We start from the raw sequence: 14,160 nt of genomic DNA on the forward strand, positions 1-14,160 counted from the left end.
GACATTATCAGGAGACATAAAAATGTTACCATTAAAAGAATTTGTACAAAATCGTTACAATAAATCTATCGCAGAATGTAGCAATGAGGAGCTTTACCTTGCTCTTCTTAACTACAGCAAACTTGCAAGCAGCCAAAAACCAGTGAACACTGGTAAGAAAAAAGTTTACTACATCTCAGCTGAGTTCTTGATTGGTAAACTCTTGTCAAACAACTTGATTAACCTTGGTCTTTATGACGAAGTTAAAAAAGAACTTGCTGACGCAGGTAAAGAGTTGATCGAAATCGAAGAAGTAGAATTGGAACCATCACTTGGTAATGGTGGTTTGGGACGTTTGGCAGCCTGCTTTATCGACTCAATCGCTACACTTGGATTGAACGGTGACGGTGTTGGTTTGAACTACCACTTTGGTCTTTTCCAACAAGTGCTTAAAAACAACCAACAAGAAACTATTCCTAACGCTTGGTTGACTGACCAAAACTGGTTGGTTCGCTCAAGCCGTAGCTACCAAGTACCATTTGCACACTTCACATTGACATCTACTCTTTACGATATCGATGTGCCTGGTTACAAAACAGCTACGAAAAACCGCTTGCGTTTGTTTGACTTGGATTCAGTTGATTCATCTATCATTGAAGATGGCATTAACTTTGATAAGACAGACATCGCTCACAACTTGACTCTTTTCCTTTACCCAGACGATAGCGACAAACAAGGTGAATTGCTCCGTATCTTCCAACAATACTTCATGGTTTCAAACGGTGCACAATTGATCATCGATGAAGCAATCGAAAAAGGAAGCAACTTGCATGACCTTGCTGACTACGCAGTTGTACAAATCAACGATACTCACCCATCAATGGTGATTCCTGAATTGATCCGTCTTTTGACTGAACGTGGTATCGAACTTGATGAAGCAATCTCTATCGTTCGTAGCATGACTGCTTACACAAACCACACAATTCTTGCTGAAGCCCTTGAAAAATGGCCTCTTGAATTCTTGGAAGAAGTGGTTCCTCACTTGGTACCAATCATCAAAGAATTGGACCGTCGTGTTAAAGCAGAATACAAAGATCCAGCTGTTCAAATCATTGATGAAAACGATCGTGTACACATGGCCCACATGGATATCCACTATGGATACAGCGTAAACGGGGTTGCCGCTCTTCACACTGAAATCTTGAAGAACTCAGAGTTGAAAGCTTTCTACGACATCTACCCAGAAAAATTCAACAACAAAACAAACGGGATCACCTTCCGTCGTTGGCTCATGCATGCTAACCCAAGCTTGTCTCACTACTTGGATGAGATTCTTGGCCGCGAATGGCACCATGAAGCTTCTAAATTGGAAGACCTTCTTTCTTACGAAGACAAGGTTGCTGTCAAAGAAAAATTGGAAAGCATCAAAGCTCACAACAAACGTAAGTTGGCTCGTCACTTGAAAGAGCACCAAGGTGTGGAAATCAATACAAACTCTATCTTTGATATCCAAATCAAACGTCTTCACGAGTACAAACGTCAACAAATGAACGCTTTGTATGTGATTCACAAATACTTGGACATCAAGGCTGGTAACATCCCTGCTCGTCCAATCACAGTATTCTTTGGTGGTAAAGCAGCTCCTGCCTACACAATTGCTCAAGATATCATCCACTTGATCCTTTGCTTGTCAGAAGTAATCGCTAATGACCCAGCAGTTGCACCACACTTACAAGTGGTTATGGTTGAAAACTACAACGTTACTGCAGCAAGCTTCTTAATTCCAGCGTGTGATATCTCTGAACAAATCTCACTTGCTTCCAAGGAAGCTTCAGGTACTGGTAACATGAAATTCATGTTGAACGGAGCTTTGACTCTTGGTACTATGGACGGAGCTAACGTGGAAATCGCTGAGTTGGTTGGTGATGAAAACATCTACATCTTTGGTGAAGATTCAGAAACTGTTATCGACCTTTACGAAAAATCAGCTTACAAATCAAGCGAATTCTACGCTCGTAAAGCGATCAAACCATTGGTTGACTTTATCGTGAGCGACGCTGTTCTTGCAGTTGGTAAGATTGAACGTTTGGAACGTCTTTATAACGAATTAATCAACAAAGACTGGTTCATGACTCTTCTTGACTTGGAAGACTACATCAAAGTGAAAGAGCAAATGCTTGCTGACTACGAAGACCGTGACGCATGGTTGGATAAAGTCATCGTTAACATTTCTAAAGCAGGATTCTTCTCATCTGACCGTACAATCGCTCAGTATAACGAAGATATCTGGCACTTGAACTAAGATAAAAAATTATACTAATGGATTTTGAAAAAAAGTGAGTTTCAATTGAAATTCGCTTTTTTTGAATGTTATGGATTTGAGGTTGACTGGTCTCAAAAGAAAAAATAATTTGTCAATAATTTCTAGACTTAAAAATCAGACCTAGAGAACACTAAGAAGGTTGGTTGTACTACCTTTAAGCCTAAGGTTCTTCTTAGCTGTTACCTCAAATTTCTTGTATTCGTTTACAAACAGTATTATAATAGTATTATAGTAAAGAAAGAGGGTGTTCTTATGTGGAAAAAATATTTTTCAAAATATAAATGGACTGATTTATTTTGGATTCTTTTTGTAATTTGGTCATGTCTTTATATGGGTAATAGTTCTTCATTTCCACTTACTCATCAAGAAATCTCTTTTCATGGCTGTTGTTATGGGGCAGCACTTGCCTTATATCACTTGCTATTTATTGATAAATTTGTCATTTCAAATCGAAAATAAATGGAGAGGTCAAAAATTTTTATACTTTTCGGAAAGACAGTGAAAAATCGTGTTTTAAACCCGCATCTCCAGAAGAGGTGCGGGCTTGGTTTTATCTCATAACCTAGTTTACAGGGCTTTCCCGACCAGAATCTCTGCTTCGATGGTGATCTCTGTCAGTTGGCTCCAATCAATCTTGCTTTGGTTAACGTGAAAGAGGAGGGGTGTCATGCTGAGTAAAGCTTGTCTTTGCTCTGCGGTGATGGATTTGGTCAGGGAAGCAGTCTGGATAGATTGGATGCTGAAATATTCTTGGAAGTGTACCTTGATATCTTGATTGGAATAGTCCTTCTTTGTCAGCTGGTCCTGTACTATTTGGCGGATTTCCTTGAGGTGGTTTTCGGTAGGGATGACCTTGATTAAGATACCATCTTTTGATAAAACTCGTTGAAATTCTCCATAATTTGCAGGCGAGAAGATATCAAGAAGGATATTCATGCTAGCGTCTTTTATAGGAAGTTGAGTCAGGTCACCGACAAACCAATTGACTGCCCAGTTAGGTTCGCTCTTGGCAGCGATTTGGACCGAATCTTTTGAAATATCAAAGGCATAGAAGGTCTTGTCAGGGTGCACTTCCTGAAGTTTGCGAGAGTAGTAGCCCTCACCACAGCCGATATCTAAAATTGTTTTGGCAATTTTTGAACGTGCAATTAAATCAGAGATGGCATCTAGAATAGCTTGGTAAAAGCCAGCTTCTAGGATTTGCTGGCGATTTTGAAAGTTTTCTTTATCGTAGTTGGCGGATTGTTTGATTTGTGGTGCTAGATTGACATAGCCGAATTTTGCCAGGTCAAAAGAATGGTGATTGGTGCACTTGAGACTAGATTCTACCAAGGTCAAGTTTTCTTGGCAGACGGGACAGGCAAAAGCGCTAGCAGAAGCAAAACGCTGGAGTTTGGGTTTGAGATTTGTATTCATAGTTTAAGTGTATCAAAAGAGGCAAATGAAAGCAACTTTAGGAATAAGTAGATGGGAGATTCAGTAGAAATAAAACTAATTCTCCAATTTATGGAATAAAATTGCTTTTATATCTAAATTGCTATATAATAATGATAAGGAGGAAATAAGTATGCTAAAAGAAGTATTAAACGTCGCAAAAGTTGCGAAAAAATCATCACTCTTTTTGGGTGGTGTCGCATTTGGTACCCTTGGTTTGAAAATCTTAGCAAGTAAGGAAGCTAAAAAAGGTTATTCTAAAGCTTTGGCTAAGGCTTACAAGTTGAAAGACGGGCTAGATGCATCTGTTTCTGTTGTGAAACAACATGGAGACGATGTCTTGCAAGATGCCAAATATTTGTACGAGCAAGAGAAAAAAGAAGAGCAATTAGATAGCCTTATAGGAGAATAATATGTCTTTTAAAGTGCTACATAGAGGATACCAACATATCCGACTATCATCTTCTTTTTCACTCACCTTGGATATTCAAGACTATCTTCGTTCCTTGGCGAGAGATGAAAAGGGGATTGAGTCTATCCAGTTTTACATGGATCAACAGCACTTTACTCTACGCATAAAAGAAGGCTTCTCTGTATTAGACAATGCAGAAGCCTTTTTAAAAAGAATTGATAGAGGGAAAGTTTCTGAGTTGATGACTCTTCCCATTCGTAGAGAAGAGAGTGCTTATTCTATTGTTTCAGGTGCAGCGATTAAGCGTATAATTTTTCGTAGTTTTGTGCCGTATCCTATTCGCTATATATGGACTTGTTATCAGGCTTTGGGTTATATCAGAGAAGCCTATCAAACACTAGCGCGTAAGGAACTAACGATGGAAGTCTTGGACTGTTCGGCGATTTTATTGTCCTTGTTTATGAACCAATCCAAGACTGCCAGCAACATCATGTTTATGCTTGATTTGGGGAATCATTTAGATCAGTGGTCCTTGAAAAAAACTGCAACAGATTTAGAACAGAGTCTTCTTGCAAAAGAGAGCGATGTATTCCTAGTACAGGGCGATACGGTTGTTAGTATCAAGAGTTCCGATGTTCAAATAGGAGATGTTTTGGTCTTATCTCAAGGAAATGAAATTCTGTTTGATGGACAAGTAGTTTCAGGTTTAGGTATGGTCAACGAAAGTTCCTTGACGGGAGAGAGTTTTCCAGTTGAAAAAAGAGAGTCTGATTTGGTTTGTGCAAATACAGTATTAGAAACTGGAGAGTTACGCATTCGTGTAACCGATAATCAGATGAACAGCCGGGTTTTACAACTGATTGAGTTGATGAAGAAATCTGAAGAAAACAAGAAAACGAAACAACGCTATTTCATCAAAATGGCGGACAAGGTCGTCAAATATAATTTCTTGGGGGCTGGGCTGACTTACCTATTGACAGGTTCTTTTTCTAAGGCTATTTCTTTCCTATTGGTCGATTTCTCCTGCGCTTTGAAAATCTCTACTCCTGTAGCTTATTTGACAGCTATCAAGGAGGGGTTGAACCGTGAAATGGTGATTAAGGATGGAGATGTTTTGGAGAAATATCTGGAAGTTGATACTTTCTTGTTTGATAAGACGGGAACAATCACAACTAGCTATCCGATAGTTGAAAAGGTGTTACCTTTTGGGGACTATAGTGAGGAAGATATTCTCAGAATCAGTGCCTGTCTTGAGGAACACATTTATCATCCTATTGCTAATGCCATCGTCAAGCAAGCTGAGATAGAGGGGATTGAACATGAGGAAATGCATGGGAAACTCCAATATATCGCAAGCAAGGGGATCAAATCTCATATAGATGGCCAACCAGTTCTTATTGGGAATTATGTCTTGATGCAGGATGAGCAGATTCATATCAGTTCAGAACAAAATGCTTTAATTGAAGAGTACAAGAGTCACTACAATCTCTTATTCTTGGCTTATCAGAATGAATTGATTGGAATGTTCTGCATTCATACTCCTTTGAGAAAAGAAGCAAAAACAGCCTTGGATAAACTTAAGGCACAGGGGAAAAAATTGATTCTGGCAACAGGGGACACCTTGGTTAGGACAGAGGAATTAGTCAAAGATTTGCCCTTTGATCAGGTATATACAGACTTGAAACCTGATGGGAAATTTGAGTTAGTAGAGGAATTGCAGAAAGCAGGTCACACTATTTTGATGGTTGGAGATGGATTGAATGACTCAGCGGCTCTAACCCTATCAGATATCGGTGTGGTGATGAATGAGAGTGCAGATATTTCTAAGCAGATGAGTGATATCTTATTGTTAGATAATCGTTTGGATTTCTTCCAAGAGTTGGATTCGCTATCATCATCTTTGCAAACACTCATTAAGAAGAATATTCAAGATACCGTTGTCGTAAATAGTAGTTTGATTGGCTTTGGCTTGTTTAACTGGCTCAGTCCTTCAAATCTCTCTATCTTACATAATCTAACAACCTTACGCATTGTACTGCGTAGCCTGTCTATTAAGGGATAGGTGGGGACTATTCACAGCAAAAAGGAGTTACCTTTCTCGAGGTTAACTCCTTTGTTTATAGGTAAATGTTGAACAATTTAGTAAGTCAATACAAAGTATTTTTTCTTCCCACGGCGGATAACAGTCAGTTCGTTCTCTAACTTGTCGCTATCCCCCAAGACATAGTCAAGGTCTTGGATGCGGTCGCCGTTGACGTAGATAGCTCCGTTTTGAACATCTTCACGGGCTTGGCGTTTTGAGTTAACCACACCAGATGACACGAGGAGTTCCACGATGTTGTGGTTTTCGTCTGCTTGAACTTGGTAGTTTGGCACTCCACGAAGTCCTTGTTTGAGTTCTTTGACAGAAAGGTTTTTGATGTTTCCTGCAAAGAGTTGCTCAGTGATGTTAAGGGCTTCCTTGTAGGCTTCTTCTCCGTGAACAAGTGTCACGACTTCACGAGCCAAGACTTTTTGAGCCAAGCGTTCGTGTGGAGCTGCTTCAAATCGTTTTCGGATGTCTTCAATTTCATCCAGTGACAAGAAGGTAAAGATCTTCAAGAAGCGAACAGCGTCAGCGTCCATGACATTCATCCAGAATTGATACATTTCATATGGAGAAGTCTTTTCAGGGTTGAGCCAGACTGCGTTTCCTTCTGACTTACCAAACTTCTTACCAGTTGCGTCTGTGATGAGTGGAACAGTGATCACGTGACCAGTCTTGTCAGCCTTACGACGAAGCAATTCGGTACCAGCTGTCATATTTCCCCACTGGTCAGAACCACCGATTTGTAGGGTTACGTTGTGCTCTTGGTTAAGGACAAAGAAGTCGTAACCTTGCATGATTTGGTAAGCAAACTCAGTGTAAGAAATCCCTGTCTCGATCCGTTTTTTCACAGATTCCTTACTCATCATGTAGTTGACAGTGAAGTATTTTCCGACGTCACGGAGGAAGTCAATGAAGCTGATGCTGCCAAACCAGTCGTAGTTGTTGACCATGACAGCCTTATTTTCGCCATTTTCAAAGTCAAGAAAACGAGAAAGTTGCCCTTGGATAGACTTGACCCAGCCATCTACTGTGTCTTTTGTTTGGAGACTACGCTCAGCATCTTTGAAGGACGGATCTCCGATGAGACCTGTAGCACCGCCAACGAGCGCATAAGGTTTGTGACCTGCTAATTGCAAACGACGACTGGTCAAAATTGCGACAAGGTGACCTAGGTGAAGGCTGTCAGCAGTTGGATCGTAGCCGGTATAATAAGAAACTTGACCTTCTTCTAGGGCTTTACGCAAAGCTTCTTCATCAGTCGTTTGAAAAATCAAACCACGCTCTTTTAGCTCATCAAAAATGTGCATGTGTCTTTTCTCCTTTTTAAAATATTGTTTCTACCTATTTTACCACAAACTTGGCAAATAACCTAGTAAAATCGGGAAGAAAGTTGCTACTTGGACTTTTTTGGAAACGAGTGAAATATGGTATAATAGCACTAGCTTATACTCAATGAAAATCAAAGAGCAAACTAGGAAGCTAGCCGAAGGCTGCTCAAACCACCGTTTTGAGGTTGTGGATAGAACTGACGAAGTCAGTAACACATATACGGCAAGGCGAGACTGACATGGTTTGAAGAGATTTTTGAAGAGTATTATTTTCAGAGAAATAGATAAAAACAGTTGAGAAAGGGGCTGAAAGATGTCTCATATTATTGAATTGCCAGAAGTATTGGCCAACCAGATTGCAGCAGGAGAAGTTATCGAGCGTCCTGCTAGCGTTGTCAAAGAATTAGTTGAAAATGCTATCGATGCTGGCTCAAGCCAGATTATCGTTGAGATTGAAGAAGCTGGTCTTAAGAAAATCCAAATCACAGATAATGGACATGGGATTGCCCACGATGAAGTCGAGTTAGCCCTCCGTCGTCATGCCACTAGTAAGATAAAGAATCAGGCAGATCTCTTTCGGATTCGCACGCTGGGTTTTCGTGGTGAAGCCCTGCCTTCAATCGCATCTGTTAGTGTCTTAACCTTGTTGACTGCGGCGGATGGAGCAAGTCACGGGACCAAGTTAGTGGCTCGTGGGGGAGAAGTTGGAGAGATTAGCCCAGCGACTAGTCCTGTTGGGACTAAGGTTTGTGTGGAGGACCTCTTTTTCAACACACCGGCTCGTCTCAAGTATATGAAGAGTCAGCAGGCGGAGTTGTCCCATATTATTGATATTGTCAACCGTTTGGGGCTAGCCCATCCTGAGATTTCCTTTAGCCTGATTAGCGATGGCAAGGAGATGACACGAACAGCTGGTACGGGTCAGCTGCGCCAAGCCATTGCTGGGATTTATGGTTTAGCTAGTGCCAAAAAGATGGTTGAGATTGAGAATTCGGACCTAGACTTTGAAATTTCAGGTTTTGTCTCATTGCCGGAATTGACACGGGCTAATCGTAACTATATCAGCCTTTTTATCAATGGCCGTTATATCAAAAACTTCCTACTCAATCGTGCTATTTTAGATGGTTACGGCAGCAAGCTCATGGTGGGGCGTTTTCCGCTAGCTGTTATTCACATCCAGATTGATCCATATCTGGCGGACGTAAATGTGCACCCAACCAAGCAAGAGGTGCGTATTTCTAAGGAAAGAGAGCTGATGGCACTGGTTTCAGAAGCTATCGCAAAGAGTCTCAAGGAACAGACCTTGATTCCAGATGCCTTGGAAAATCTTGCAAAGTCTACCGTTCGCAATCGTGAAAAGGTGGAGCAAACGACTTTGCCACTGAGAGAAAATACGCTCTACTATGAAAAAACGGAGCTGACAAGACCGCCTCAAGCTGAGGTAGCAGACCATCAGGTGAATCTGACTGAAGAAAGACAGGATTTGAATCTCTTCGCCAAGGAAACCTTGGATCAGCTGACCAAGCCAGCAAAACTGCATTTTGCAGAGAGAAAGCCTATCAGCTATGACCAACTGGATCATCCTGAGTTAGATATGGCTAGTTTGGATAAGGCTTATGACAAGCTAGAGCGAGAAGAAACGTCAAGCTTCCCAGAGTTGGAATTTTTCGGGCAGATGCATGGAACCTATCTCTTTGCCCAAGGTCGAGATGGCCTTTACATCATAGATCAGCACGCGGCTCAAGAGCGGGTTAAGTATGAGGAGTACCGTGAGAGCATTGGAAATGTTGACCAGAGCCAGCAGCAACTCCTAGTGCCCTATATCTTTGAATTTCCTGCGGATGATGCCCTTCGTCTCAAGGAAAGAATGCCACTTTTAGAGGAAGTTGGTGTCTTTCTAGCAGAGTACGGGGAGAATCAATTCATCCTTCGGGAACATCCCATTTGGATGGCAGAGGAGGAAATCGAGTCAGGTATCTATGAGATGTGTGATATGCTTCTCTTGACCAAGGAAGTTTCGATAAAGAAATACCGAGCAGAGCTGGCGATTATGATGTCCTGCAAGCGGTCTATCAAGGCCAATCATCGGATCGATGACCACTCGGCTAGACAACTCCTCTATCAGCTCTCTCAATGTGACAACCCCTATAACTGTCCACACGGACGTCCTGTTTTGGTACACTTTACCAAGTCGGACATGGAAAAGATGTTCCGTCGCATTCAGGAAAATCATACTAGCCTCCGAGAGCTAGGAAAATACTAATACTCTTCGAAAATCTCTCTAAACTGTGTCAGCCTTACCTTGCCTAACTCAAGTTATGCCTACGGTTAGCTTCCTAGTTTATTCTTTGATTTTCATTGAGTATAAATTGAAGGGAAAATTATGTACGAATATCTAAAGGGTATCATTACCAAAATTACTGCTAAATACATCGTCCTAGAAGCAAACGGAATCGGCTATATCCTACACGTAGCAAACCCCTATGCCTACTCAGGACAAGTCAATCAGGAAGCGCAAATCTATGTGCATCAAGTTGTTCGTGAAGATGCTCTTCTGCTTTACGGTTTCCGTTCGGAAGACGAGAAAAACCTCTTTCTCAGCTTGATTTCTGTATCAGGCATTGGCCCTGTTTCTGCTCTTGCTATTATCGCAGCTGATGACAATGCAGGTCTCGTTCAAGCTATCGAGACCAAGAATATCACCTACTTGACCAAGTTTCCGAAGATTGGTAAGAAAACAGCCCAGCAGATGGTGCTAGACCTAGAAGGTAAAGTGGTTGTGGCAGGCGATGACCTCCCTGCTAAGACTACTGCTCCATCTAGCAACGATAACCAAGAATTGGAAGAAGCTATGGAAGCTATGTTGGCCTTGGGCTACAAGGCAACCGAGCTTAAGAAAATCAAGAAATTCTTTGAAGGAACTTCAGATACTGCTGAAAACTACATCAAATCTGCCCTTAAGATGTTGGTGAAATAGGAGAAGAAGATGCCAAAACGCTGTGGCTGGGTTAAAATGAACAACCCTCTATATGTAGCCTACCACGATGAGGAATGGGGCCAGGCCCTCCATGATGACCGAGCACTTTTTGAGTTGCTTTGCATGGAGACTTATCAGGCTGGTCTTTCTTGGGAAACGGTGCTCAATAAACGCCAAGCCTTCCGAAAAGCTTTTTATGGCTATCAAGTCCAACGAGTCGCAGACATGACGGATGAAGAACTGGAAGATCTGATGAATAATTCAGCTATCATCCGCAATCGTGCCAAGATATTTGCCACCCGTGCCAACGCCCAGGCTTTTCTACAAGTTCAGAAAGAGTATGGCTCTTTTGATGCTTATCTCTGGTCTTTTGTAGATGGGAAGACCTTGGTCAATGATATCCCGGACTACAGTCAAGCACCAGCCAAAACGCCTTTGTCTGAAAAAATATCCAAGGATCTCAAAAAACGTGGTTTTAAGTTCACTGGACCAGTCGCTGTCTTGTCCTATCTGCAGGTTGCAGGGCTAGTTGATGACCATGAGAATGATTGTGAATGGAAGGGTCTTAAATGATGTCTACAAAATATAAGGGAGTTCTGATTTTTGGGATTCTCTATATAGTCCTTTTTGTGTTTGATGGTATACGAGTATTTGATGCTCCATTGCCTTCTTCTGCAGGGACCTATTTAGTCTATACCATCATGTTTGTGTATGGTTGCTTCTTATTTAAGTCCCTATTGCTCCAAAAGTGGGAAGAGGTTAGAAATTCTAAAAGGAAATTTATCTTTGGGGTTTTAAAAGGCTGGGCCTTGCTTTTCATTTTAACCATTCTCTTTGGGCTCCTATCGGAAATGTTGAGACAGATGTTGGGATTAAGCGGACAGGGACTAAACGAGGCTAATATACAAACTGCCTTTAAAGAACAACCACTACTGATAGCGGTTTTTGCCTGTGTCATAGGCCCTTTAGTGGAAGAGCTCTTTTTCCGTCAAATTTTATTGAGATATTTAAGGAAAAGTCTGCCAACTTGGCTGAGTGTCTTTTTGGTCGGCCTTGCCTTTGCGCTTACTCATATGCACAGTTTGTCTTTATCAGAGTGGGTCGGTGCAGTCGGATACCTAGGTGGGGGTCTTGCTTTTTCTATTATTTATGTGAAAGAAAAGGAGAATATCTACTATCCCCTACTTGTTCACATGTTAGGCAATAGCCTAGCCTTGATCATTTTAGCTATCGGTAGTATGTGATGAAAATGCTAGTAACGATACTGAAAAAAGCTGAGAAATTCTTCCCAGCTTTATTTGTTATAGTCAAAGCGAATGACTTGCTCCATTGCATCTACATGGGCGTGAACTCCGAAGGGGACAATTGCTCTTGGAGTTGCATGTCCGACATTCAGATTATAGACAATTGGGATATTGCTATCAATGATATCCAATAGTGCCTCTTTATAGTCGTCATAGAAAGTCTCATCCATAGGTTTTCCGACCAAGAGTCCACTGATGACCGCGAATATGCCAGTGTCCTTCAAAGTCCGCAACATCTTTTTGAAGTCGTCAGGTTCAGGCTTTTCTTCGCTGGTTTCTAGCAAGAGGATTTTTCCTTCCCAGTCTGACAAGTCAGGGAAAAGTTTGTATTTTTGGCAGAGGTCTGTGCTATCTGCGTGTAGAGAGTTGTCAAAAATATCATAGAGAGACTCAAGACAACCACCGAGGATTTTCCCTGCGAATTGAGCATTGCCTTGTAACAAGTCAAAACCTGTATTTTCGTGACTAACACGAGGTGTTCCCAGAGCCTTGGGACTATAATCAGTCCGTTCCTCATACCAAACGTTACTAGGGCGGATTTCCGAGATTCTACCAGTCTCAATCAATTCTTTAAAGTAGTGAAGGCTATAGTCAAGCATTTCCTTGTCTAATTCACAAATATCTGCTAAAAAGGATTGCCCATAAAAAGTCTTGATTCCTAGTTTATGCAACATGAGATGGTTCATGGTCGTATCCGAGAAGCCAAGAAAAATCTTTTGCTTGATAACCTTTTGTAGTTGGTCATTTTCAAAAAGATGGGGCAATAAACGATAGGTATCGTTTCCACCGATGGTGCATAGGATCATGTCGATGCTATCATCAGAAAATACCTGAATCAAATCCTCTGCACGAGCTTCAGGATGTTCTTTGATAAAATCTAAGCCTTTTAGCGAATGAGGTAAAAAGATAGGATTGAGTCCAAGGCCCTTGAGACGTTGAATACCCAAGTCCACTTCGTGTTTGACAAAGTCTTCTCCGATAATGCCACTAGACAAACTAACAATACCAATAGTAGAAACCATATCTCATCCTCCTAGAAATAAATTGATGCTATTGTATCACAAAAGAAGAGGGGAAACAACAAGAATTAGAATCAGAAAAAGGCTTTTAGATCACAAAAGTAAGCAAAAAAGCAACCGCTCGATGTGGTTGCTTTTTATAGTAGTTAATTTCTTATAGAGCAGTAAGGAAGGTCAGTCCGCCAAGGATAACCCCAGCTGAGTTTGGAATGATTAGAATCCAATCTTTCTTAGGCTCTTTTGTCCATCCGTAAATGACCCAGATTAAGCAAGAGACTGCTGCTGATAAAGGTTGGAATGGTTGAGCTTTGTTCCCTTGTAAATTGGCAAAAATTTGAGGGATGTAGGCTATAAATACAATAATCCCGATAAAGGCACCAATTGAACCGACAATTTGATTAATTCTCTGTTTAGTCATATATATTTCTCCTTATTACTTTATTAGTATAACAGAAAAACAACTTGGATTCAAGGACAAAACCTCGGGATTCTAAGGGAAGATTTTACATTAGAATGTTATTAGAAAATGTGGCTACTTTTCTTTGTAGAATCGAAAAATGCTTTGGAGCCAGAATAAAAATAGTCTGTCTACAAAACACACTACTTTTATTGTTTATCTTAATATCTGGCAGGTCCTGCACTTGCGCTCTTAATGTTGAAACGTTTTTTGAGGTAGAAACGTAGGGCAAGGAGAGCTCCTCCAATCACCAATAAAACAAGTGGTGGGAGGCTGATGTTGATGGCTTGTGGAAGGAAGTTACTCAAGAAGAGGATGAGAACCCAAGCAAACATAGTCGCTAACATAACCAAAAGTGATTTCCAGAATGGAGGGCGTTGGCTACGGTCAGTATCTGGTCCGTAGTAGCGGTAGATGAAGTGATAGAGAAGGTAAAAGGCAACTCCACCAAAGGCCCCTACACTGATAAGTGTTACCAAGCCGTAGGCAACGGGTTGGTTTGAGAAGAAGCTCATCAAGGCGCTAACTACTGCAAAAAGTCCTGTGATGAAAAGAGCTGAATCTAACATCATCAATTTTGGATCGTCGTTTTCTTTTGGATGTTCTTTTTCGTATTGCTCTTTTTCACTAAAGCTATGAGCCCAGTGAGTTGGTGCTCCGTAGATTGAACGAGCAGTCACACCTTTTGGTTGTTCTTCAAGGATGTGAGGAATGACTTCTTCAAGGATGGCCTTGATTTCAGCGTCGGTTTTTCCATCCTTTAGAAATTGTTGAGTTGCAATATGGATAAATTCTTGGTTTTTCTTGGTTAATTCTTTTAAATCAATCTGTGACATAA

The 14,160-nt window shown here is 41.1% G+C and carries 13 protein-coding genes; 8 read left to right on the plus strand and 5 right to left on the minus strand.

Annotated elements, in window-relative coordinates:
• The first annotated feature begins 22 nt into the window (after positions 1–22).
• Positions 23–2,281: a glycogen/starch/alpha-glucan family phosphorylase gene (gene glgP / locus ADH90_RS10205; RefSeq protein ID WP_049531180.1), complete on the plus strand. Its 2,259-nt coding sequence runs from the start codon at positions 23–25 to the stop codon at positions 2,279–2,281.
• Between the two features lie 273 nt (positions 2,282–2,554).
• The gene (locus tag ADH90_RS11760; protein WP_049531181.1) at positions 2,555–2,761 is read left to right on the plus strand and encodes a hypothetical protein; all 207 of its coding nucleotides are present in this window, start codon (positions 2,555–2,557) and stop codon (positions 2,759–2,761) included.
• A 108-nt stretch (positions 2,762–2,869) separates the two neighbouring features.
• Here the strand turns inward: ADH90_RS11760 and ADH90_RS10215 are convergent, their stop codons facing one another.
• Entirely contained in the window at positions 2,870–3,718 is an 849-nt protein-coding gene (locus ADH90_RS10215) for a putative RNA methyltransferase (protein ID WP_049531182.1), read from the minus strand.
• 151 nt (positions 3,719–3,869) lie between these two features.
• On the opposite strand from ADH90_RS10215, the gene ADH90_RS10220 reads away from it, so the two are divergent.
• Together ADH90_RS10220 and ADH90_RS10225 are read left to right on the plus strand one after the other, a co-directional pair.
• On the plus strand, positions 3,870–4,148 hold the full coding sequence (locus ADH90_RS10220) for a DUF6110 family protein (protein WP_049531184.1): 279 nt from the start codon (positions 3,870–3,872) through the stop codon (positions 4,146–4,148).
• A gap of 1 nt (position 4,149) precedes the next feature.
• Complete coding sequence (locus ADH90_RS10225) at positions 4,150–6,210, plus strand: heavy metal translocating P-type ATPase (protein ID WP_049531185.1); 2,061 nt, start codon at positions 4,150–4,152, stop codon at positions 6,208–6,210.
• Between the two features lie 77 nt (positions 6,211–6,287).
• Here ADH90_RS10225 and tyrS read toward each other — a convergent pair whose 3' ends face one another.
• A complete protein-coding gene (tyrS, locus tag ADH90_RS10230; RefSeq protein WP_049531186.1) occupies positions 6,288–7,544 on the minus strand; it encodes a tyrosine--tRNA ligase in 1,257 nt (418 codons plus the stop codon).
• A 334-nt stretch (positions 7,545–7,878) separates the two neighbouring features.
• Between tyrS and mutL the strand changes: the two genes are divergently transcribed.
• From mutL to ADH90_RS10250, 4 genes are all read left to right on the plus strand, one after another.
• Positions 7,879–9,828, plus strand: coding sequence for a DNA mismatch repair endonuclease MutL (mutL, locus tag ADH90_RS10235; RefSeq protein WP_049531187.1), 1,950 nt, complete (start codon positions 7,879–7,881; stop codon positions 9,826–9,828).
• A gap of 120 nt (positions 9,829–9,948) precedes the next feature.
• Positions 9,949–10,542 carry a Holliday junction branch migration protein RuvA gene (gene ruvA / locus ADH90_RS10240; RefSeq protein WP_049531189.1) on the plus strand — a complete coding sequence of 198 codons (594 nt, stop codon included), beginning with the start codon at positions 9,949–9,951 and terminating at the stop codon, positions 10,540–10,542.
• Positions 10,543–10,551: 9 nt separating this feature from the next.
• Positions 10,552–11,115, plus strand: a complete 564-nt coding sequence (locus ADH90_RS10245) for a DNA-3-methyladenine glycosylase I (protein WP_049531190.1) — start codon at positions 10,552–10,554, stop codon at positions 11,113–11,115.
• The gene (locus tag ADH90_RS10250; RefSeq protein WP_049531191.1) at positions 11,112–11,786 is read left to right on the plus strand and encodes a CPBP family intramembrane glutamic endopeptidase; all 675 of its coding nucleotides are present in this window, start codon (positions 11,112–11,114) and stop codon (positions 11,784–11,786) included. The genes ADH90_RS10245 and ADH90_RS10250 overlap by 4 nt, the downstream gene beginning before the upstream one ends.
• A 50-nt stretch (positions 11,787–11,836) precedes the next feature.
• Here the strand turns inward: ADH90_RS10250 and ADH90_RS10255 are convergent, their stop codons facing one another.
• The 3 genes from ADH90_RS10255 to ADH90_RS10265 all read right to left on the minus strand — a co-directional run bounded on the left by ADH90_RS10255 (position 11,837) and on the right by ADH90_RS10265 (position 14,158).
• On the minus strand, positions 11,837–12,868 hold the full coding sequence (locus ADH90_RS10255) for a S66 family peptidase (protein WP_049531192.1): 1,032 nt from the start codon (positions 12,866–12,868) through the stop codon (positions 11,837–11,839).
• 151 nt (positions 12,869–13,019) lie between these two features.
• Complete coding sequence (locus ADH90_RS10260; RefSeq protein ID WP_004250486.1) at positions 13,020–13,283, minus strand: SemiSWEET family transporter; 264 nt, start codon at positions 13,281–13,283, stop codon at positions 13,020–13,022.
• 200 nt (positions 13,284–13,483) lie between these two features.
• On the minus strand, positions 13,484–14,158 hold the full coding sequence (locus ADH90_RS10265) for a DUF1129 domain-containing protein (protein ID WP_016466360.1): 675 nt from the start codon (positions 14,156–14,158) through the stop codon (positions 13,484–13,486).
• Positions 14,159–14,160 lie beyond the last annotated feature (2 nt).

It is taken from the genome of Streptococcus pseudopneumoniae (genome assembly GCF_001073085.1).
Lineage (GTDB): Bacteria > Bacillota > Bacilli > Lactobacillales > Streptococcaceae > Streptococcus > Streptococcus pseudopneumoniae_M.

Coding starts and splice junctions, on each gene's coding strand:
- ADH90_RS10255 (WP_049531192.1), bottom strand. CDS start 12,868: ATGGTTTCTACTATTGGTATTGTTAGTTTGTCTAGTGGCATTATCGGA.
- ADH90_RS10215 (WP_049531182.1), bottom strand. CDS start 3,718: ATGAATACAAATCTCAAACCCAAACTCCAGCGTTTTGCTTCTGCTAGC.
- ADH90_RS10220 (WP_049531184.1), top strand. CDS start 3,870: ATGCTAAAAGAAGTATTAAACGTCGCAAAAGTTGCGAAAAAATCATCA.
- ADH90_RS11760 (WP_049531181.1), top strand. CDS start 2,555: ATGTGGAAAAAATATTTTTCAAAATATAAATGGACTGATTTATTTTGG.
- ADH90_RS10225 (WP_049531185.1), top strand. CDS start 4,150: ATGTCTTTTAAAGTGCTACATAGAGGATACCAACATATCCGACTATCA.
- tyrS (WP_049531186.1), bottom strand. CDS start 7,544: ATGCACATTTTTGATGAGCTAAAAGAGCGTGGTTTGATTTTTCAAACG.
- ADH90_RS10265 (WP_016466360.1), bottom strand. CDS start 14,158: ATGTCACAGATTGATTTAAAAGAATTAACCAAGAAAAACCAAGAATTT.
- glgP (WP_049531180.1), top strand. CDS start 23: ATGTTACCATTAAAAGAATTTGTACAAAATCGTTACAATAAATCTATC.
- mutL (WP_049531187.1), top strand. CDS start 7,879: ATGTCTCATATTATTGAATTGCCAGAAGTATTGGCCAACCAGATTGCA.
- ADH90_RS10260 (WP_004250486.1), bottom strand. CDS start 13,283: ATGACTAAACAGAGAATTAATCAAATTGTCGGTTCAATTGGTGCCTTT.
- ADH90_RS10250 (WP_049531191.1), top strand. CDS start 11,112: ATGATGTCTACAAAATATAAGGGAGTTCTGATTTTTGGGATTCTCTAT.
- ruvA (WP_049531189.1), top strand. CDS start 9,949: ATGTACGAATATCTAAAGGGTATCATTACCAAAATTACTGCTAAATAC.
- ADH90_RS10245 (WP_049531190.1), top strand. CDS start 10,552: ATGCCAAAACGCTGTGGCTGGGTTAAAATGAACAACCCTCTATATGTA.